This is a genomic window from Aeromonas sp. R9-2, from assembly GCF_040908025.1.
GTDB classification, from domain to species: domain Bacteria; phylum Pseudomonadota; class Gammaproteobacteria; order Enterobacterales; family Aeromonadaceae; genus Aeromonas; species Aeromonas veronii.
The window spans coordinates 22,746-43,490 of the sequence record NZ_JBFOCX010000007.1 but is presented as its reverse complement, the minus strand read 5'-3'; the positions used below and the strand labels follow the sequence as shown (position 1 = coordinate 43,490).

The following is a 20,745-nucleotide window of genomic DNA, read 5'->3' as shown; positions in this document are numbered from 1 at the left end:
GAACACACGGTGAGTCAAACCGCAGGGCTACTCTAATGCAGTTCGGATAAGCTGAGCAATTGTCATTTATGACAGGTCAGCGATTGAATCTAGCCAAAGTTAATAATAAACACATTTAAAATCATGTAGTTAAAAAATCAATCAACAAGTGTGACAACTCGGACTCAAATTGATTGCACTAATGCTCTATGATGGCTAAGTCCATTTGTGTCTCATGAAACTGGCAGGTACTTCCTTTGCGTAAATCACCCGTCTGGATCGCTCTGTTGCTGTTCGTCCTGCCTGTCGTGGGCAGCCAGTTTCTCGGCCTGTGGTTTGCCAAGCCGATGGCCTTTCATCTGCTGGAAGAGAAGGTTGCCGAGCTCAAGGGAGCCATGGCCGTACGCCACCGGGAGCTGGATGCTGCCATCAACAAACAACTGGCACAATTTGAGTTCAACTGCGGCGCCAAAGACATGGAGCTGCTGCGCGATCCGCGCTTCTACAGCGCTCATATCCGCCTGCAAGGGCTGGAGCTCGCCTCCGGCAACAGCTGCTCCAGCCTGGGGGTGGAGATCCCGCTGATCAAAGAGCTCCAGAACAGCGGGCAGAAGTTTGGCAAGCTGGGGATCACCGCCACTGTGGCCAAATACAATACCGAGCAGGAGCTGATGGCCTTTTACCGATCCGGTGACAACCTCGCCTACTGGGTGCTGGATAACAGCTGGAGCCACGACCTGCTGCAACACCCCTGCAGCCACTGCTTCTATCTGGAGTTCAGCCGACAGGATACCGATGCAAGCACAGTCCACTTCCCCCGTGGCGACAAGGAGATCAAACAGGAAGAGAGCAATATCAGCCTCAGTTTCTTCGATCCCAATGAACTCACCAAACAGACGGTCTGGGCGGGTAAAGCGCTGGAGCAATATGCCCATGACCAACTCAATCACTACGGTCTCTGGTTCGGTATCGCGCTCGGCGCCCTGTTAAGCGTCACATACTGGCTGCTGCGCAGCTATCGGCGCTCCCTCAAGGGACTGCTGCAAACAGGATTGATACGCAAGGAATTTATTCCCCTCTACCAGCCGATAGTGGATGCCCGTACCCACCAAGTGGTGGGATTCGAGGCGCTGCTGCGCTGGCAGCGGGGAAACGAGCTGATCCCCCCGGGCACCTTTATCGAATATGCAGAGGAGCAGGGACTGATCCTGCCGATGACCGAACAGTTGCTGGAGCAGGTGATCACCGACCTGCCGCAGCTGGCGCCAGAGCAGTGGGTCAGCGTCAATCTGGTGGCGGCCCATATCGAGCAGCCCCTGCTGCGCACCTTGCTCGCTCGCAGCCAAAACCCCTCACCCACCCGGCTCACCTTCGAGCTGACGGAGCGCAAGCCGATCCTCGACATCAAGGCGGCCACCGAGGAGATCACCCTGCTGCAACAGATGGGGTATCACTTCAAGCTGGATGATTTCGGTACCGGCTACGGCGGCTTTGCCTACCTGCAGAGCCTGGGGATCCGCCAGATCAAGATCGACAAGATGTTCGTCGATACCATAGGCACCAACGACCTCAAGCGCAGCGTACTGGATGCCATCATCGTCTTCGGTCGGGAATCGGGCATGGAGATGATCGCCGAAGGGGTCGAGAGCCAGCTGCAAGTCGACTATCTGAGCCAGCACGGCGTCTATCTGATCCAGGGCTACTTCTTCGGCAAACCCATGCCGCTGAAGATACTGACCCATTGGCAACGGGAGTGGCAGTTACAACACCAGAAGGCCAGCTAACGCAGATATGGCAGGATCTGGCCGCGAAAAGGTTTGGCCAGCGGCTCGACATCATCAGGTTGATGCTGGCGGTAGCGCCGTAACCCAGCCAGGCCATCAGGCTGGTAAAGCCTCCAGCAGGCCCAGGCCCGGCTCCATGGTGAAATCGAACCACCTCCTGCCACCCCTTATTTACATTCAGCAACAAAATGATCTGCCCTGACGGGGATAACAACCTTTATCATAAGGAGCCGGTTATTGCGCAACCGATAACCGTGCAGCCTGTTTATGTCATCCGGTCGTCAAGACCCCCAATAGAGAACCATTGCCTATGAAGACAGTTATCCGGCAAGAGATTGCCCTGCCCGTTGGCCTGCTGACCCTGCTCTTTTTCAAGACCCTGGGCAGTGACCTGCTGACAGAGACAACTCCGCTCGGGATCTATCTTCCTGTTTCGGCGGCACTACTGGCCATCGTCACCTGGGCCATATTCTCGGTGGTGCGCCACTCCGATGCCCTCGCCATCAAGCTGGGCGAGCCCTTCGGCACCCTGATCCTCACCCTCTCGGTCATCTCGCTGGAGGTGGTGATGATCTCCTCGGTGATGCTGACCGGCGAGCCCAACCCCACCATGGCCCGCGATACCATGTTTGCGGTAGTGATGCTGGTGAGTACCGGTCTGGTGGGTTTCACCCTGCTGTTTGGCGGCTGGCGCTACCACACCCAGAGCTTCAATCTGGACGGGGTGAAATCCTATCTGGTAGCCATCATCCCGCTGGCCCTGCTCTGTCTGGTGCTGCCCAACTTCACCGAGGGTGGTGCAATCGGCAGTATGTCGCGCGCCATGTCGTGGATGCTGATCATCATCTCGATCCTGCTCTACGGGGTCTTCCTGCTGATCCAGACCCGCAGCCACAGCCACTTCTTCGTCGACAGCGATCACGAGGATTATGAGGAGCACCACGGCCCGCTGCAGAGCAACGTCTATCACACCATCCTGCTGCTCGCCTACCTGCTGGTAGTGATCCTGCTGGCCAAGACTCTGGCCATCCCCATCAACTACGGGGTGCATGTGATGGAAGCGCCCGCCGCACTGGGCGGCTTTATCGTGGCCTGCATCGTGCTGGCCCCCGAAGCAGTCGGCGCCATCAAGGCCGCCTTCAACAACCAGTTGCAGCGGGCAATGAACCTCTACTTCGGCTCCGTGCTGGCCACCATCGCCCTCACCGTGCCTGCCGTGCTCTTTATCGGCTCCATGCTGGATCAGGAGGTGCGCCTCGGCCTCTCCCCCGCCGATATGGTACTGCTGGTCACGACCTTGATGGTCTGTAAAGTGACCTTCAGCAGCGGCCGCACCAATGTGCTCCATGGAGCGACCCATCTGGTGTTGTTTGTGGTCTATCTGTTCCTGATGTTCGAACACGAATAACCGCGTTCAACCAACGTCAGACACGCAAAGACCGCCCGATTGGGCGGTCTTTTGTTATCTGCTCCCGGCTGTCACCGGCGCCTGTGAAGCGGCTTCCCCCTCATCCCCAACCCTTCTCCCGCCAGGAGAGAAGGGTGATCAAGGCTTACAGACTGGGCAGCACCCCGGCCGGGATCAGGTCGTTGTAGCTGGCACGGCCCAGCAGGGCGGCGGCCGCTTCGATATCCGGCGCGAAGTACCTGTCCTTGTCGTAGAAGCTCACCTCTGCCCGCAGTCGTCCCTTGGCCTGCTCGATCAGCTCGGTACTGCGCAGCGGCGCGCGGAAATCGAGCCCCTGTGCCGCCGCCAGCAGTTCGACCGCCAGAATGCCACGGGTGTTCTCGGCCATGTCCGCCAGCCGGCGACCGGCGAAGGTGGCCATGGAGACGTGGTCCTCTTGGTTGGCCGAGGTGGGCAGGCTGTCCACCGAGGCCGGGTGAGCCAGGGTCTTGTTCTCGGAGGCCAGCGCCGCCGAGGTGACCTGAGCGATCATAAAGCCGGAGTTGACCCCGCCGTTGTTGACCAGAAACGCCGGCAGACCGGACATCCGAGAGTCGATCAGCAGCGCCATGCGCCGCTCGGAGAGGGAACCTATCTCGGCGATGGCCAGCGCCAGATTATCGGCGGCGAAGGCAACAGGTTCTGCGTGGAAGTTGCCGCCGGAGAGGATCTCCTCGTCATCGGCAAACACCAGCGGGTTGTCGGAGACCGCGTTGGCCTCGCACACCAGCACCTCGGCGGCCTGGCGGATCTGGGTCAGGCAGGCACCCATCACCTGCGGCTGGCAGCGCAATGAGTAGGGATCCTGCACCTTCTCGCAATTGTGGTGGGACATGCCGATCTCGCTGCCATCCACCAGCAGGTGGCGATAGCAGGCGGCCGCATCGATCTGGCCACGCTGACCGCGCACTTCGTGGATGCGGGCATCAAACGGCCGACGGCTGCCGAGCGCAGCCTCCACACTCATGGCACCTATGGTGATGGCACCAGCGAACAGATCCTCGGCATGGAACAGCCCTTCCAGCGCAAAGGCGGTACTCGCCTGGGTGCCGTTGAGCAGCGCCAATCCTTCTTTGGGTGCCAGCGCGATAGGCTCGAGCCCGGCAATTTTCAGCGCAGTAGCGGCGTCGATCAGCTCGCCCTTGTGGCGGGCCTTGCCCTCCCCGATCAGCAGGCAGCTCATATGGGCCAGCGGTGCCAGATCGCCGGAGGCACCGACGGATCCCTTCTTCGGTACCACCGGATAGACTTCGGCATTGATGAGGGTCATCAGGGCCTCAAGCACCGTCAGCCGGATCCCGGAGAAGCCGCGTGCCAACGAGTTGAGCTTGAGCACCATCATCAGCCGCACGGTGGCGTCATCCATGTACTCGCCAATCCCTGCCGCATGGGAAAGCACGATGGAGCGCTGCAGCTCGTCCAGCTGCTCCACCGGAATGCGGGTGTTGGCCAACAGGCCAAAGCCGGTGTTGATGCCATACACCACCCGGTTCTGCTCGATCACCTTGGTGACCACAGCAGCTGAGGCGTGGATCCCCGGCAGGGCGGCCGGATCCAGTGAAACATGTACCGGCTCGCGGCTGACGCGGCGCAGGGTGGCAAGCTCCAGCTCGCCCGGAGTAATCGTCAATTCAAACATGGTGTTACACCTTTCCTTTGACACCGTTGGCGCCGTCAATCATCGGCAGATCCAGTTTCGCCTCGTGGGCGTAGTTGATGGCAATCTCGTAGCCGGCATCGGCATGGCGCATCACCCCGGTGGCCGGGTCGTTGCGCAGCACCCGACCGACCCGCTTGGCAGCATCATCGGAGCCGTCACAGACGATCACCACGCCGGAGTGCTGGGAGAAGCCCATGCCGACTCCGCCGCCGTGATGCAGCGACACCCAGGTCGCGCCACCGGCGGTGTTGAGCAGGGCGTTGAGCAGCGGCCAGTCGGAGACGGCATCGGAGCCATCCATCATCGACTCGGTCTCGCGGTTCGGGCTCGCCACCGAGCCGGAATCCAGATGGTCGCGACCGATGACGATGGGGGCTTTCAGCTCGCCATTCTTGACCATCTCGTTGAAGGCCAGTCCTAGGCGTACCCGATCCTTGACCCCGACCCAGCAGATCCGCGCCGGCAGCCCCTGAAACGCGATGCGCTCGCGGGCCATGTCGAGCCAGTTGTGCAAATGGGGGTCATCGGGGATCAGCTCTTTCACCTTCTGATCGGTCTTGTAGATATCTTCCGGATCGCCGGAGAGGGCCACCCAGCGGAACGGGCCTATCCCCTCGCAGAACAGCGGGCGGATATAGGCCGGGACGAAGCCGGGGAAGTCGAAGGCATTTTTCACCCCCTCCTCAAGCGCCATCTGACGGATGTTGTTGCCGTAATCCAGAGTCGCCGCGCCGCGCTCTTGCAGGGTCAGCATCGCCTCCACCTGACGGGCCATGGAGCGACGAGCGGCCAGATTCACCTCCTGCGGGGCACTCTGTTGCAGCTCGCGCCACTTGGCCACGCTCCAACCCTGCGGCAGGTAGCCGTGGATCGGATCATGGGCGGAGGTCTGGTCGGTCACCACATCCGGGGTGATGCCACGGGCCACCAGCTCGGCGAACACATCGGCGGCGTTGCCGAGCAGGCCGACGGAGACGGCGCTGCCGCTCTGCTTGGCCTCTTCGACCATGGCCAGCGCCTCATCCAGGCTGTGGGCCTTCTTGTCCACATAACGGGTGCGCAGACGAAAATCGATGCGGGTCTCGTCGCACTCAACGGCGATCATCGAGAAGCCGGCCATGGTGGCGGCCAGCGGCTGGGCACCGCCCATGCCACCGAGACCACCGGTCAGGATCCAGCGCCCTTTGGGTTCACCGTTGAAGTGCTGGTTGGCCACCGCGAAGAATGTTTCGTAGGTGCCCTGCACGATCCCCTGAGTACCTATGTATATCCACGAACCCGCGGTCATCTGGCCGTACATCATCAGGCCCTTCTTATCGAGCTCGTTGAAGTGCTCCCAGTTGGCCCAGTGGGGCACCAGATTGGAGTTGGCGATCAGCACCCGCGGCGCGTCCTTGTGGGTCTGGAACACCCCGACCGGCTTGCCGGATTGCACCAGCAGGGTCTGATCCTCCTCGAGCCGGGTCAGCACCTCGACGATCTTGTCGAAGCAGGCCCAGTTGCGGGCAGCGCGACCGATGCCGCCATAGACCACCAGCGACTGGGGATGCTCAGCCACCTCGGGATCCAAGTTGTTCATCAGCATCCGCAGCGGCGCCTCGGTGAGCCAGCTCTTGGCGGTCAGCTCGGTACCGCGCGGGGCACGGATCACGCGGTTAGGATCATGACGGGGATCCTGCTGTTGCACAGACATACACACTCCTTGTTGTATCAATAGGGTGCCTTTGGCGACGTGCGGCCAAAGGGTTAACGGGTCAACAGATGAACCAGCCGCGCGGCCACGCGGGCACTGCGGTTGTCCTGATCCAGCGTCGGGTTGTACTCGGCCAGATCGGCAAGCCTGAGCTTGCCGCTGGCCCGGATATGGGCAATGAGCGGTTCGATCACCGCCAGCTCCACGCCGCGGGCGGCGGGGGCACTCACTCCCGGCATCAGGTTGCCGGGCAGCACATCGAGATCGATGGTCAAATAGAGGTGATCGCACTGGGCGATAAAGGCGTCCAGTCCGCTTAGCAAGGCTGGCAGCTCGGTCTGGGTCATCGCCTCGTCCAGCACATGCCACACACCCAGCGCCTTGGCACGGGCAAACAGGGCTTGGGTATTGGCGGTCTCGGCTACCCCGAGGCAGGCGTAGTGAAACGGCGAGCCCTGAGCGGCGCACTGCTCGGCGATCTGGAAGAAGGGGGTGCCGGAGCTCGCCTGCTCCTGTTTCATGCGCAGGTCGAAGTGGGCGTCAAAATTGATAATACCGACTCGCCCCTGACCCGCCAGATGCAAGTTGAGGCCGCTCCAGCTGCCGAAAGCCACCTCGTGACCGCCCCCCAGCACCAGCGGGAAGTGACCCAGATTGAGCGCTGCAGCGACCCGCTCGGCCAGATGGCCGTGGGCGGCGTCGAGATTGCCATCGGTACAGCTCACATCCCCACCATCGTAGACGGGGCGACTCAGATGCCAAGCGGTGTTGGCCAGCAGCTTGCGCACCGCTTGCGGCGCACCGGCGGCACCGACACGCCCCTTGTTGCGGCGTACCCCTTCATCGCAGGCAAAACCAAGCAGTACTACACCGGCAGAGTCTTGTGCTCCGGCGGTCCAGGGCAGCACCTTGTCGTGCCAACGCAGGGCCAGTTCGCCATCTTCCGGATCCTGCCGCCCCTGCCAGAGTGACATGTCGATCGGGTTGAACTTATCCATGGAGGGTCTCCTCGCCGTTGAAGATGCGGCCTGCCAGCTGATCGACGCCGACCATGTAACTCAGCTCGGCCGGATGGGCGCAGTGCCAGATCAGGAAATCGGCTGCCATGCCCGCCTTGAGCTGGCCAAGGCGATCCTGCTCGCCGAGCGCTTTGGCGGCGTGACGGGTCACCCCGACCATGGCCTCCACCGGCGTCAGACCAAACAGGGTGCAGGCCATGTTCATCGCCATCCGCAGTGAGACGATGGGGGCCGTGCCCGGGTTGATGTCGGAGGAGACCGCCATCGCCACACCCGCCTTGCGCAGGGCGGCAACCGGCGGCAGCTTGGTCTCTTTGAGGAAGTAGAAGGCGGTGGGCAGCAGGGTGGCGACCACGCCACGGTGGGCCAGCGCCAGGATCCCTTCCGGATCCAGATACTCCAGATGGTCCACCGAGAGGGCACCAAAGTGGGCGGCGAGCGTGCTGCCACCGAGATTGGAGAGCTGATCCATATGCCCTTTCACCGCCAGACCGTATTGATCCGCCGCCAGATAGACCTGCTCGGTCTGGGCCAGCGAGAAGCCGATATGCTCGCAGAAGACATCTACCGCATCGGCCAGACCCGCCTCGGCGGCGGCCGGGATAATCTCCTGACAGATGGTCTCGACCCAGCTGTCGGGATCGTCGCGATACTCCGGCGGCACCGCATGGGCCGCCAGCAGAGTAGTTTTGACCCGGATCGGCAACGCCTCTCCCAGTCGGCGGGCCACCCGCAGCATCTTGAGTTCGTCATCCAGCGTCAGACCGTAGCCGGACTTGATCTCCACCGTGGTGACCCCTTCGCGGATCAGGGATGTCACCCTTGGCAACGCCAGCTCGAACAGCAGCTCTTCGCTGGCGGCACGGGTCGCACGCACCGTGCTGATGATGCCACCGCCCCGACGGGCGATCTCGGCATAGGGCACTCCCTGCTGACGCTGCTCGAACTCCTCGGCACGGCTGCCGGCGAAGACCAGATGGGTGTGGCAATCGATAAGGCCGGGAGTGACCAGCTTGCCCCGCATATCCTGCCAGTGAGCGGGATATGGCCCCTTCAACTCGGCCATCGGCACCAGCGCGTGGATCTTGCCATCCTTCACGCCGATGGCGTGGTGCGGCAGCAGGCCGTAGTCGGCCAGCTCATCATTCAGGGTAGCGGGCGTCACGTTGAGCCAGACACGCTCGCAGTTCAACAGTTCCTTGTTCATAGCGACCTCAAATGTATATACATATCCTTATAGTCGATCTCTATGACTAAAGAAAGAGCGGCGTTCACATCCTGATAACAGCATCAAACTTAGAGTTTAAGCACAAAAAAGCCCACCAGGAGGTGGGCTTTGCAAAATCTAGTTGTATATACATTCACTCCAGCTGAGTCTTGGAGCTGAGCTTGTAGCGGGAACCTGGGGAGAGCAAGCGGGCGTAGGAGACCAGATACCCCTCCGACCAGGTACGCCGGTGCAACAACAGGCAGGGGGAATCTACGCGGATCTGCAACAATCCCGCCTCACCGGCGCTGGGCAACACGGCTTCCACCACGTGCTCCATCTCGGAGAGGGGGCAGACATCCATCAGATAGCGGTTGGGGGTCTGTTGGGTGAAATCCTGCTCACCATAGCCCGGCAGGCGCCCGGCATCGACGAAGCGTTCCTCCAATTGCAACGGCTCCCCATCGGCCTGATGGACGATCAAGCTGTGAAAGATGGGGGCACCAACCCGCAGCCCCAGTTGCACTGCCACCTTCTCGTCGGCGGCCAGTCGCTGCAGCCGGATCACCCGGGCGCTGTACTCGCCGCCACGCTCGGCGATCTCGTCGGCAATATTGCGAATAGCCAGCAGCGGCGACTCGGTGCGCCTGTCCGCCACGAAGCTGCCGGAACCGGCGGTACGCACCAGCCACCCTTCCGCCACCAGCTCCCGCAGCGCCCGGTTGACCGTCATCCGGCTCACGGTGAACTGCTCGCACAGGGCAGCTTCGGTCGGGATCCTGTCCCCCGCCTGATAGTGGCGTTCGCGGATCCCGTCCAGAATGTGTTGCTTGATCTGCAGATAGAGGGCTGGCGCCACCATGAAGCTCCCTAGCGCCGACGGTGGGGCGGACGCATGTCCGGCCAGGCGCGATAGACATCGGGGATCTGATCCGGCCCGCTGATGCAGAGATCGAGATCATGCAGCAAGCCATCCTTGATCCCGTAGATCCAGCCGTGGACGGCCAGCTCCTGCCCCTTGCGCCAGGCGTTCTGGATGATGGTGGTGTGGCAGACGTTGGCAACCTGCTCGGCCACGTTCAGCTCGCACAGATAGTCGAAGCGCTCGTGCTCATCCTCGATGGCCTCGAGCTCTTCACCATATTTGAAGTAGACATCCTTGATGTTGCGCAGCCAGTTGTCGATGAGACCCAGCTCCTGGTTCTGCATCGCGGCCTTGACGCCGCCGCAACCATAGTGACCGCAGACGATGATGTGCTTCACCTTGAGCACTTCTACCGCGTATTGCAGCACGGAGAGGCAGTTGAAATCGGTATGTACCACCAGATTGGCGACGTTGCGGTGGACGAAGACATCCCCCGGCAACAAGCCCATCAGCTGGTTGGCAGGGACCCGGCTGTCGGAACAACCAATCCAGAGGTATTCGGGGGCCTGCTGGGCAGAAAGAGTGGCAAAGAAATTGGGATCTTCGGCTTTGATCCGTTCGGCCCACTCACGGTTGTTGGTAAACAGGTCGTTCAACAGTTTCACTTCTGCTCTCCCTAATGTGGCAGTGGCGGCAACATAACACACTCAAGGGTAACCAAATCAAGGCCGACCTGATCCTTGCGAAACAAAAACAGGGCCATCAGGCCCTGTTTTTATGAGAGGAAGCATCAGGCTTCCATGGCATCTTTCAGCTTCTTGAGTGCGTTTTTCTCAAGCTGACGCACACGCTCGGCAGAGACGCCGTAGGTATCGGCCAGCTCCTGCAGAGTGGTCTTGCTGTCATCATCGAGCCAGCGGGCGCGGATGATGTGCTGGCTGCGCTCATCCAGGGTGGCGAGGGCCGAGCTCAGGCGACGGGTCGCGTGATCGTCCCAGTTGTCATTCTCGATGGTCGCGGCCAGATCGGAGGATTTGTCCTCCAGATAGTGAACCGGAGCGAAACCGCCCTCTTCCTCATCGTCACCCACCAGATCGAACGCCTGATCGTAGTTGGCCATCCGCGCTTCCATTTCGGTCACATCAGCGGCAGAAACGCCGAGATCGGCCGCCACGGCCTGAACCTCTTCGTGGTTCAGCCAGCCCAGACGCTTTTTGGATTTGCGCAGGTTGAAGAAGAGCTTGCGCTGGGCCTTGGTGGTCGCCACCTTGACCATGCGCCAGTTGCGCAGGACATATTCGTGGATTTCGGCCTTGATCCAGTGCACGGCAAAGGAGACCAGACGCACGCCAACCGTCGGGTCGAAGCGCTTGACCGCCTTCATCAGGCCGATGTTGCCTTCCTGAACCAGATCGGCCTGGGGCAAGCCGTAACCGGCATAACTCTTGGCGACATGAACGACAAAGCGCAGGTGCGACATAACCAGCTGGCGGGCAGCCTCGAGATCGCCATCCTGCTGCAAACGCTCAGCCAGTTCACGCTCTTCCTCTGCGCTCAGCACAGGAATAGAGTTTACTGCCTGGATATAGCCTTCCAGACTACCTTGCGGAATCAGAGCCATAGTGCGCTGCAATGAAGTTCCCATCTGTTACCTCTTACTTTTCAATCGAATCAGTCTAACACCCTGAGAGGGTCTGTCTACTGACCGGATGCCATTCTGCGGCGTGTATCAAAGAACATGCCCAGTTTTAGACCGGCTTATCTTAAGCCTGCAGGATGAATCATGAATGAACAGTCAAAAAAAGGGGGTCACAATGAAGGACCCCCGAAAAGTAGCATGCTAAGTCCATTGTTGCGGAGCTCGCAACCTTCACATGCTTGCCAAGTCTGACGAGCAAGGCAGAGGGGCCACACCCGTATAAATGCTTCAGCTTTAATAGACTGCTTATAAATCAGAAGGTTCACTGGATCTAGCGAAGATCCGGAAGATCATTGTTATTCAGAATACTCTGACTATGGGGGCCAAGCCAGAAACGGCCCCTCTTTTACTTGATCCGCCTCTCAAAATCCAGCGATTTACTTTGATGATAAAATAATCAGGATGGTTCGATGTCGCGAATGTGGCGATGGACCGAGAACCAGGAGGCAATCAGCCCCAGCAGGGCGCCCAGCAAGATCAGATTGATCCCGTCTACCGCCCCCATGCCAACCAGCCGGAAGTTACTGTTATACAAGCCCGCCAGCTCCTTCACCACCCCTTCGCTCCAGATCACCATCACTTCGGTCAGCCACCAGGCCAGCATGCCGCCAATGACCCCGAACCAGATACCGGTATAGAGGAAAGGACGATGAATGAAGGAATCGGTCGCCCCCACCAGCTTGAGCACTTCAATCTCGGAACGCTGGTTGAGGATGTTGAGACGCAGGGTATTGCCGACGATCAGCAACACGGCGGAGAGCAGCAGCACCGCGATACCGGTAATGGTGTGGCGCAGCAGGTTCATGATCCCCTGCAACCGCGTCAGCCACTGCAGATCCAGCTTGCCCTGCTCGACCCCCACCTCGTTGTTGAGCTTGCTGAGCAGCTCGGCGGCCCCTTCCGGGTTCTGCCAGCGTGGATCCGGAATGACGCTCAGCACAGGCGGCAGCGGGTTGCTGTCCAGATAATCGAGGGCATCGCCGAAGCCGGAGATCTCGCGAAACTCCCGCAACGCATCGTCACGGCTCAGGTAGGTGACCGAATCCACCTCGGGATAGAGCAGGATCCTGTGCTGCAGATCGAGAATGCTCTGCTCCGGCAGATCCTTGCGCAGGTAAAGAGAGATCTGGGAACTGCTCTGCCAGCTCCCCTCCACTACCTCGGCGTTTTTCAGCAGCACGTGGAAGCAGGATGGCAGCGCCAGACTGACGCCAAGCACCGCCAGCGTCATCAGAGAGGCGAGCGGATTGCGCCACAACTCTCCGAGACTGGCAAACGCCTGCCGCACATGGTCAACCCCGTACATCATCAGACGGCGCAGCGGCGGTTGTTTATGACGAACGATAGCCATCAGAGCTCCTCCCCTGCCGAATACATCCGCCCCGCCTTGAGGGTCAGGGTGCGATAGCGCATGCGAGCGATCAGCCCCAGATCGTGGGTGGCAATCAGTACCGAGACCCCAAAATTGTTGAACTCCTGAAATAGCCGCATGATATCCATGGATAGCTGGGGATCCAGGTTACCGGTCGGCTCATCCGCCAGCAGCAGCGGCGGCTTGTTGACGATGGCACGGGCGATGCCGACCCGCTGCTGTTCACCACCGGAGAGCATGCGCGGCTGGTAACGCTCCTTGCCGAGCAACCCCACCTTGTCCAGCGCCGCCGCCACCCGCTTGTTGATGTCCGCATGGCTGTAGCCATCGATCACCAGCGGCAGCGCCACGTTGTCGAACACGGTGCGGTCCATCAGCAGGCGGTGATCCTGAAAGATCATCCCGATCTGGCGGCGAACATAGGGGATCTGGCTGCGCTGGATATGGCTGACATCGTCGCCATGGAAGAAGACGCGACCATCGGTCGGACGCTCCATCACGCTGATCAGTTTGAGGAGGGTACTCTTGCCCGCCCCCGAGTGCCCGGTCAGAAAGGCCATCTCTCCCTTGCGCAGGTGAAAGCTGACCTTTTGCAGCGCCTGATGGCCGCCGCTGTATACCTTGCTGACCTTGTCAAAACGAATCATAACGGTTCCCTGAAATTGACAAACCCCGACCGGAGTCGGGGCATGGAACACTTACTCATCACGGCTGAGCTGACTCATCACGGCCGGACTTATTCATCGCGGCTGAAGAGCGCCTCGATGAAGTCGTTGGCAACGAAGGGACGCAGATCGTCGATCCCCTCACCCACCCCGATATAGCGGATCGGGATCTGGAACTTGTCGGCCACCGCGAAGATGACGCCGCCCTTGGCCGTGCCATCCAGCTTGGTGAGGGTGATGCCGGTCAGGCCAACCGCCTCGCTGAACAGTTTGGCCTGGCTCAGCGCGTTCTGGCCGGTGCCTGCATCCAGCGTCAGCATGATCTCGTGGGGCGCCTCTTCATCCAGCTTCTTCATCACCCGCACCACCTTCTTGAGCTCTTCCATCAGGTTGCTCTTGTTCTGCAGGCGACCGGCGGTGTCGGCGATCAGCACGTCAGCCCCGCGGGAGCGAGCGGCCTCGATGGCGTCATAAATGACAGAAGCGGAATCGGCGCCGGTGTGCTGGGCAATCACCGGAATATTGTTGCGCTGACCCCAAACCTGCAGCTGTTCGACCGCTGCGGCACGGAAGGTGTCACCCGCCGCCAGCATCACGCTCTTGCCCTCGGCCTGGAACTGCTTGGCCAGCTTGCCGATGGTGGTGGTCTTGCCGACGCCGTTTACGCCGACCATCAGGATCACATAAGGCTTCTTGCTGGTGTCGATCACCAGCGGCTGTTCGACCTTGGCCAGCATCTCGCCCATGTCCTGCTTGAGCAGGCCGTAGAGCGCCTCGGCATCCTTGAGCTGCTTGCGATCCGCGTGCTGCACCAGCCCCTCGATGATACGAGTAGTGGTATCCACACCGAGATCGGCGGTCAGCAGCTGGGTTTCCAGCTCTTCAAACAGCTCATCGTCGATCTTCTTGCCACGGAACAGGCCGAAGAAACCGGAGCCGATATTCTCCTTGGTGCGTACCAGACTGCGCTTGAGGCGAGCAAAGAAGCCCTCCCGCTGCGGTTTGTCCTGGGTGTCGTCGTCCACCTTGGCGGCCAGCGGCAGAGCGGCCAGGGCGGCAGCCTCAGCCTCCATCGCGGCGATCAGGCGCATATCTTCCGCTCGCTGTGCCTCTTTGGCGATACGGGCTTCTTCCGCAGCCTGAGCTTCGGCGGCAATGCGAGCTTCTTCCGCGGCGCGAGCCTCGGCAGCGATACGGGCCTCTTCCGCAGCACGGGCTTCGGCAGCAATGCGAGCCTCTTCCGCAGCACGGGCTTCGGCGGCAATGCGAGCTTCTTCCGCGGCGCGAGCCTCGGCGGCGATACGGGCCTCTTCCGCAGCACGGGCTTCGGCAGCAATGCGAGCCTCTTCCGCAGCACGGGCTTCGGCAGCAATACGAGCCTCTTCCGCAGCACGGGCTTCGGCGGCAATACGAGCCTCTTCCGCGGCGCGAGCTTCGGCGGCGATGCGGGCCTCTTCTGCGGCGCGAGCCTCGGCGGCGATACGAGCCTCTTCCGCAGCACGAGCTTCGGCAGCAATACGAGCCTCTTCGGCTGCCTTGACCTCAGCGGCTTGCGCCTCTGCGGCAGTGCGAGCGGCTTCAGCGGCACGCCCCTCTTCGGCGATCAGCGTTTCGTTGACGATCACCGGCTCCAGATCGGAGGCGCACTCCTCCACCACCAGCGGGCCGTGGTCGTCCAGCTCGGTCGGCAGGCAGCAATCATCTTGCAAAACGGAATTCTGTGCGCTGGCAGGCACTTCGGGGGCAACGGCCGGCGTACTATCGGAAACGGGAGCGGGGGTAGCAGTGACCTCGGGCTCAACGGTAACGGGGGTGGCTTGGGGTGTCTGTGGTTGGACAGCCTCAGCCTCTTCTTTCTTGCGGCCGAAACCCAGCCAGGAAAACAAACCTTTTGCCATCTAAAAATACTCACATCAAAGGCTGACTGCTAAGATAGCCGTCCCTTGGCGGGTCGGCATAAAAATGAACCGCCTTATACTACCACTTTATTTTCTGACGATGAAACGCGATGCCCAGAGTGAAATCCAGCCGTAGCAACCCGAGCAAGAGTCCCGCCCCGCAAGGAAAATCGGGCTTTGTAAGAATCATCAGCGGCCAGTGGCGAGGCCGCAAATTGCCGGTCAAGGATGTGGAGGGGCTCAGACCCACCACGGATCGCGTCAAGGAGACCATCTTCAACTGGCTGGCCCCCCACATTCGTGGCACCCGCTGCCTGGATCTGTTTGCCGGTAGCGGCGGACTCGGACTGGAGGCGCTATCGCGCTATGCCGAGCAGGTGACCCTGATCGAGATGGACAAAGGGGCCGCTGACCAGATCAAGAAGAACCTGACCGCCCTCGGCAGCAGCCAGGGTCAGGTGATCCAGTCAGATGCAGTGAGCTGGCTGAAAGGCCCGGCCACGCCGTTTGATCTGGTATTTCTCGATCCGCCGTTTCGGCGCGAGCTGCTGCCGCAAGTGTGCGAACTGCTGGAGCAGCGCGGCTGGCTGGCACCGGACGCCCTCATCTATCTGGAGCGGGAGAAGGAGATGGCCGATCTGGCGCTGCCCGCCAGTTGGCAACTACTCAAGGACAAGCAGGCAGGTCAGGTCTGTTATCAACTCTATCTACGGGAGGTAAACAATGAAGCGGGTCTTTAATCTGTTGGCGATGGGGCTGATATTGTTCTTCTGGTTTGGCGTGCTGGTGAGCCTGATTGCCCCGCTGCCCGGCAAACTCAACGGCTTTCTGCCGGTCTGCGGCGTGATCGTCGCCCTGCTGCACTGGCTGCAGGCCAGCATGATCAAGGCAGCTTGCAAACGCTACTTCGCTGTCACCAAGGCCGAATTTGTCACTGTGCTGATATTTGGCGTGTTTGGCATGGTCGACATTCGTCAGCGCCTGCAAGAGATCGTCAACGCCGCCCAGCGCGGCAATCTCTCGGACAAACCATAAAAGAAAAGGGGACGGCGGTAGCCGTCCCCTAGAGTCGTGTCGTCCTGTCCGTAGAACTGCAATGCTCCCTGCAATCCCTGACGTTATCCTAATCCTTTGGAATATCCCCTTTCCAATCCGTTGGCGTGTCCTGCGGCGTTCCTGGCCTGGCAATTCATCCTGAACTGCTTCACTGTCTCCATCCTGGAGGTGTCCATTACCACGTCCTGTGGGGTTCCTTGCGTCTTCCTGACAGATAACCATCCGGGTTATCTCACTTCATCCTGAAGTATTCCTCTCGCATCCGGCGAGGTCCTGTTCATCCTGAAGAACGAGGTTCCGTTCGTTCTGCTCCCATCCCGAGAGTGTCCTGCCGCATCCCGCGGTGTTCCTTTATTCATCCGTGACGATAATCATCCTGATTATCGAGCTCATCCTGAGGTGTCCCTTGTCCACATCCTGCGGACTATTCCATCTTTATGCGCTGCCCTGCATCCTGCCGGACCAGCTCCGTCCTTGTGAGACCCATACTAAGGAAATGCTCACCCCGAACAAGGGCCATCCGATGATAAAGATCCGATGCAGCTCCCATCTCAAAAAACGAACTTAAAAACTAACCCTTTAATATCAGTTATTTATTTAGTTTCACTGGAAAGCTCGATCATTCTGGCATGGCTTCGCGTACGGCTCAAAGCGCCAGCCTCTTACAGTCGCTATGGCAGATCTCTTACACGGGTTTCGCCCCCAAAAACGGGGCAGGAAAACGGTTCAATCCTGACGTTAAGACTTAAAAATTAGTTGAATAAATATGCTTAAAAAAACCGCAAAAAAAAGAGCCGAGACCAGGCTCGACTCTTCAACATTCCAATTTTTTAATCAGCTCAAGCGGTTGGCCGGATTGAGATAGGCCTTGCGCAGCGATTCCGGTGCCAGCACCTCCAGTTCACCGCCGATGTTGTTCAACCAGCTGCGAAACTCCGGGGTGTCCTGCACTTCGGTCTCCACCACCACACTGCGCTTGTCATAGCGGGTCATGCGCGGATTGTTGCCGGGGATCTGGTTATCCACCAGCGACTGGCTGTTGGCATCGATCCGGCCGACGAAGCGGATCGGGCCGCTCACATCCTGATAGCCCTGATCGCGGATCAGCTTCTGGATATTGAAATCCTTCGGCTGGGTGGCGCTGAAGTTGGTCAGCTCCACGTTCTTGATATGGTCAAACGGGATGCCGTAGACCTTGGGATCCAGCTCGGACAGAGTGCAGAGCAGGATCGGACCGTCCGGCTGATTAAGAATGCCGAGCGGGTTGATACGGTCGTAGCAGAGCCATACGGTGCGCTCTTTGATCACGCGCTGGATCTCGGCACTAAACTTGCGACCACGCCAGAGCGCATCGCGGATCAGGGTGCTGCGGCGGATCTCCGGGTTACCGGCAAACGGACGCGGTGACTGGTGGACACTCTCCAGCCAGCGCTCGGCCAGTTCACTCTGGCTGTCGCGGATCACCTGGCTCGCCTTGTCGACCAGCGGATTCAATTCGGTCAGTACACTCGCCGGCAACAGTTGGCTCGCCTGATCACTCCAGGTTTTCAGGGCCACCGCCAGCGAGAGCGGCATGATATTGGCAAAGTCGTTGAGGCCGTGGCGCTCGAAGCACCAGCCATGGGGTTTGCTGCGCTCGTCCGAGGTGAGGTCGAACAGTCCCATGCCGGACATCTCCTCCAGGTCCCGTTGCACGGTACGCAGACTGACGTGGATGCCTTCCTCTTCCAGTTTTACCTGGAGTTGGCTGGCGGTCAGCTTGTAAGGGCGGTGCGGGATGCAACGCGCCAAGGTCAGTTGTCGTAACAGCTTCTTGCTCATGGTGCTTGCCTTCACTGGTTTAGCGTTGACTGTATGCTAGTCGTGACTTGCGACAGTCTATGTCGCAAGTTTTGCTGCGACAACTGTCGCCATTTTCATACAAAACACACTAACCAATTGATTTAAAAAGACAATGCACTCAAAAAAGGAGCCGCTAGAGGCTAAAATTAGCCAAAAATCCCTCAAATGAAAGTTCTATCTTGCGATTTATCGTTAGCATAAAACTCCGATTAATTAATTCATTACAGAATATGATTTCAGGGGAGAGCATGACTCTCCCCTTTTGCTCACATCAGCCACGACCAGGCTGACTTGGTGATGGCCGCACCGACCATGTAGCCAAACACCGCCAGTGCCGCCACACCGGCCACCAGCTTCTGACCGCGGGCCGGGCGCTTGAGCGCCATGACACCCAGACCGATATAAAGCACCAGTGCAATCAGCTTGGCCATCAGCCAGGGTTGTTGACCCGGGCTCAACTGCAAGGCCACCGCCAGCAACACACCAAACAGCAGCAGGAAGGTGTCGTTGATATGCGGGAGGATCTTCAGCCACTTCTGCTGCAACCGAGCGCTGCCGGCCAGCGCCAGACTCCAGCGATAGATAAAGAGCAGCAGACTGACCAGCGCCAGCGTCATATGCAGGTGTTTGAACATGGGGTAATAGGCAATCATTTTGCTTCCTTGTCGTCGTCGGGTAGCCCGCTGTTCCAGTTGTGGGCATGGATACGCTCCTGCCCCTCCTCGTCGTCTTGCAACAGATCGGAGAGGATCTCCCGGTATTGCAGGCTCTTGTTGATATAAGTGTGTTCGTCGTCCAGATAGTTGACCTGCTCGCGCAACAGCCAGTTATCGTGCTGCTTGAAGGTCTGCCCCGCCCGCCAGGCCTGGTTGGCCCGAAAACCGAGCTGGGTCAGGGCTTCCACCCCCAGATCGACCGCCGAACCCAGGGTTTCCCGGTGTACGCTCTCGACCCCGTGGCGCAGGATCTCGTGGGCATGGGGTCGATCCAGCGCTCGCGCCAGGATCTTCAGGTGCGGGAAGTGCTTCTGCACCATCTCGATCACCGCCAGCGAGGTAGCCGGATCGTTGATGGAGAGCACCAGCAACTTCGCCTTGTGCGCCCCGGCGGCATGGAGCAGGTCGATCCGGCTGGCATCGCCATAGAAGACCTGATAGCCATACTTGCGCAGGGTCTCTATCTGGCTGGCATCCTGCTCGAGGATGGTGGTGCCGATGCCGTGACCATGAAGCAGACGCCCCACGATCTGACCGAAGCGGCCGAAGCCTGCGATGATCACCGGATGCTCCACCAGCTCAGGTTGCTCATGCTGCGGTGCGTCGCTCTGGTTACGGTAATCGAACCAGGGCTGGATCACCCGATCGTTGAGGATCAGCAGCAGTGGGGTGAGCGCCATGGAGAGCGCTACCACCAGCGTCAGCAGCGAGATGGTCTCGCCGGGCAGCACCCGGTTCTGGGCGGCAAACGAGAAGAGCACGAAGGCAAACTCACCGCCCTGTGCAAGCGCCAGCGCGAAGGTCCAGCGTTGACTCGGCGAGATGCGCAAGACGAAGCCGAGCGCCATCAGCACCAGCCATTTGAGCACCATCAGGCCAACCACCAGGGTTGGTATCAGGAAGGGGTGCTCGGCAAAAAGCCCGAAGTCGATCCCCGCCCCCACCGACATAAAGAAGAGGCCGAGCAGCAGGCCCTTGAACGGCTCTATGTCTGCCTCCAGCTCATGGCGATATTCGCTGTCGGCCAGCACCACACCGGCGAGGAAGGAGCCGAGAGCGGGCGAAAGCCCCACCGACTCCATCAACACGGCGATAGCGATCACCAGCAGCAGGGCGGCGGCGACGAAGATCTCCCGCATGTGGGACTGGGCGATGGCACGAAACACCGGCCGCATCAGGTAGTGGCCACCCAGCACGATGCCTGAGATGGCCGCGACTACCAGCAGGCCGTGCTGCCACCCCGCCAGCTCGGAGCCACCATTGCTGGCGACCGGCGCCATGGCCAGCAGTGGCAACAGCGCCAGGATCGGAATGACCGCAATATCCTGAAACAGCAGCACCGCAAAGGCGGAGCGACCGCTCTCGCTCTGCATCAGCTTGCGCTCCTGCAGGCTCTGCAACACGATGGCGGTCGAGGAGAGCGCCAGAATCAGGCCGATGGCCAGCCCCTGTTGCAGCGGCAGACCGATCAGGTGCGCCACGCCGGTCAGCGCCGCCGTGGTGAGCAGCACCTGCAGGCCGCCGGTGCCGAGGATCGGCCCCTTCAGCTGCCACAAGAGGGCCGGACGCAATTCAAGACCGACCAGAAACAGCATCAGCACCACGCCAAACTCGGCGAAGTGCATCACATCCTTCTGCTCCCCCACAAGCCCCAGCAGAAAGGGGCCTATGATGATCCCCGCCAGCAGGTAGCCGAGCACCGAACCCAGCCCCCAGCGTTTGGCCAGCGGCACCGCGATGACGGCGGCAGAGAGATAGATAAAGGCATCAAACAGGATCCCGTGGCCCATCAGTCAGCCCTCCGTTTGAACGTCTGATCCGACTCATAAGCTCGGCCAACAAG

17 protein-coding genes are annotated in these 20,745 nt (G+C 60.1%); 4 read left to right on the top strand and 13 right to left on the bottom strand.

The genetic code is table 11. The annotated features are described in order from the left end of the window. Positions 1-236 precede the first annotated feature (236 nt). Together AB5Y71_RS01980 and AB5Y71_RS01975 are read left to right on the top strand one after the other, a co-directional pair. Complete coding sequence (locus AB5Y71_RS01980) at positions 237-1,763, top strand: EAL domain-containing protein (protein WP_159142873.1); 1,527 nt, start codon at positions 237-239, stop codon at positions 1,761-1,763. Between the two features lie 310 nt (positions 1,764-2,073). After that, complete coding sequence (locus tag AB5Y71_RS01975) at positions 2,074-3,171, top strand: calcium:proton antiporter (protein WP_005348596.1); 1,098 nt, start codon at positions 2,074-2,076, stop codon at positions 3,169-3,171. A gap of 145 nt (positions 3,172-3,316) precedes the next feature. Here AB5Y71_RS01975 and hutH read toward each other — a convergent pair whose 3' ends face one another. The 10 genes from hutH to ftsY all read right to left on the bottom strand — a co-directional run bounded on the left by hutH (position 3,317) and on the right by ftsY (position 15,288). Continuing rightward, the gene (gene hutH / locus AB5Y71_RS01970) at positions 3,317-4,849 is read right to left on the bottom strand and encodes a histidine ammonia-lyase (protein WP_368170869.1); all 1,533 of its coding nucleotides are present in this window, start codon (positions 4,847-4,849) and stop codon (positions 3,317-3,319) included. Between the two features lie 4 nt (positions 4,850-4,853). Then, positions 4,854-6,563, bottom strand: coding sequence for a urocanate hydratase (gene hutU, locus AB5Y71_RS01965; RefSeq protein ID WP_368170868.1), 1,710 nt, complete (start codon positions 6,561-6,563; stop codon positions 4,854-4,856). 53 nt (positions 6,564-6,616) lie between these two features. Beyond that, the gene (gene hutG, locus AB5Y71_RS01960; protein WP_368170867.1) at positions 6,617-7,561 is read right to left on the bottom strand and encodes a formimidoylglutamase; all 945 of its coding nucleotides are present in this window, start codon (positions 7,559-7,561) and stop codon (positions 6,617-6,619) included. Then, positions 7,554-8,789 (bottom strand): imidazolonepropionase, encoded by a 1,236-nt coding sequence (hutI, locus tag AB5Y71_RS01955; RefSeq protein ID WP_368170866.1) that lies wholly within the window; start codon positions 8,787-8,789, stop codon positions 7,554-7,556. Before hutI ends, hutG begins: the two co-directional genes overlap by 8 nt. A gap of 154 nt (positions 8,790-8,943) precedes the next feature. After that, positions 8,944-9,648 (bottom strand): histidine utilization repressor, encoded by a 705-nt coding sequence (gene hutC, locus AB5Y71_RS01950; RefSeq protein WP_213389869.1) that lies wholly within the window; start codon positions 9,646-9,648, stop codon positions 8,944-8,946. An 11-nt stretch (positions 9,649-9,659) separates the two neighbouring features. After that, positions 9,660-10,319, bottom strand: a complete 660-nt coding sequence (can, locus tag AB5Y71_RS01945) for a carbonate dehydratase (protein ID WP_042076162.1) — start codon at positions 10,317-10,319, stop codon at positions 9,660-9,662. Between the two features lie 125 nt (positions 10,320-10,444). Then, complete coding sequence (gene rpoH, locus AB5Y71_RS01940) at positions 10,445-11,299, bottom strand: RNA polymerase sigma factor RpoH (protein WP_005339997.1); 855 nt, start codon at positions 11,297-11,299, stop codon at positions 10,445-10,447. Between the two features lie 451 nt (positions 11,300-11,750). Beyond that, positions 11,751-12,704, bottom strand: coding sequence for a permease-like cell division protein FtsX (gene ftsX, locus AB5Y71_RS01935; protein ID WP_005339996.1), 954 nt, complete (start codon positions 12,702-12,704; stop codon positions 11,751-11,753). Beyond that, entirely contained in the window at positions 12,704-13,372 is a 669-nt protein-coding gene (ftsE, locus tag AB5Y71_RS01930) for a cell division ATP-binding protein FtsE (RefSeq protein WP_005339995.1), read from the bottom strand. The genes ftsX and ftsE overlap by 1 nt, the downstream gene beginning before the upstream one ends. Before the next feature lie 89 nt (positions 13,373-13,461). Then, entirely contained in the window at positions 13,462-15,288 is a 1,827-nt protein-coding gene (gene ftsY / locus AB5Y71_RS01925; RefSeq protein ID WP_368170865.1) for a signal recognition particle-docking protein FtsY, read from the bottom strand. A 110-nt stretch (positions 15,289-15,398) separates the two neighbouring features. Here ftsY and rsmD point away from each other — a divergent pair, with 110 nt between their 5' ends. After that, positions 15,399-16,028 carry a 16S rRNA (guanine(966)-N(2))-methyltransferase RsmD gene (gene rsmD, locus AB5Y71_RS01920; protein ID WP_206877189.1) on the top strand — a complete coding sequence of 210 codons (630 nt, stop codon included), beginning with the start codon at positions 15,399-15,401 and terminating at the stop codon, positions 16,026-16,028. Then, positions 16,012-16,323: a DUF1145 domain-containing protein gene (locus tag AB5Y71_RS01915; protein WP_005342853.1), complete on the top strand. Its 312-nt coding sequence runs from the start codon at positions 16,012-16,014 to the stop codon at positions 16,321-16,323. The genes rsmD and AB5Y71_RS01915 overlap by 17 nt, the downstream gene beginning before the upstream one ends. Before the next feature lie 855 nt (positions 16,324-17,178). Here AB5Y71_RS01915 and AB5Y71_RS01910 read toward each other — a convergent pair. The 3 genes from AB5Y71_RS01910 to AB5Y71_RS01900 form a co-directional block, all read right to left on the bottom strand. Next, entirely contained in the window at positions 17,179-18,165 is a 987-nt protein-coding gene (locus tag AB5Y71_RS01910; RefSeq protein ID WP_005339987.1) for a YafY family protein, read from the bottom strand. A gap of 287 nt (positions 18,166-18,452) precedes the next feature. Continuing rightward, complete coding sequence (locus tag AB5Y71_RS01905) at positions 18,453-18,839, bottom strand: SirB2 family protein (RefSeq protein WP_042052535.1); 387 nt, start codon at positions 18,837-18,839, stop codon at positions 18,453-18,455. Beyond that, positions 18,836-20,692, bottom strand: coding sequence for a monovalent cation:proton antiporter-2 (CPA2) family protein (locus AB5Y71_RS01900; protein WP_323888184.1), 1,857 nt, complete (start codon positions 20,690-20,692; stop codon positions 18,836-18,838). The genes AB5Y71_RS01905 and AB5Y71_RS01900 overlap by 4 nt, the downstream gene beginning before the upstream one ends. Between the last annotated feature and the right edge of the window lie 53 nt (positions 20,693-20,745).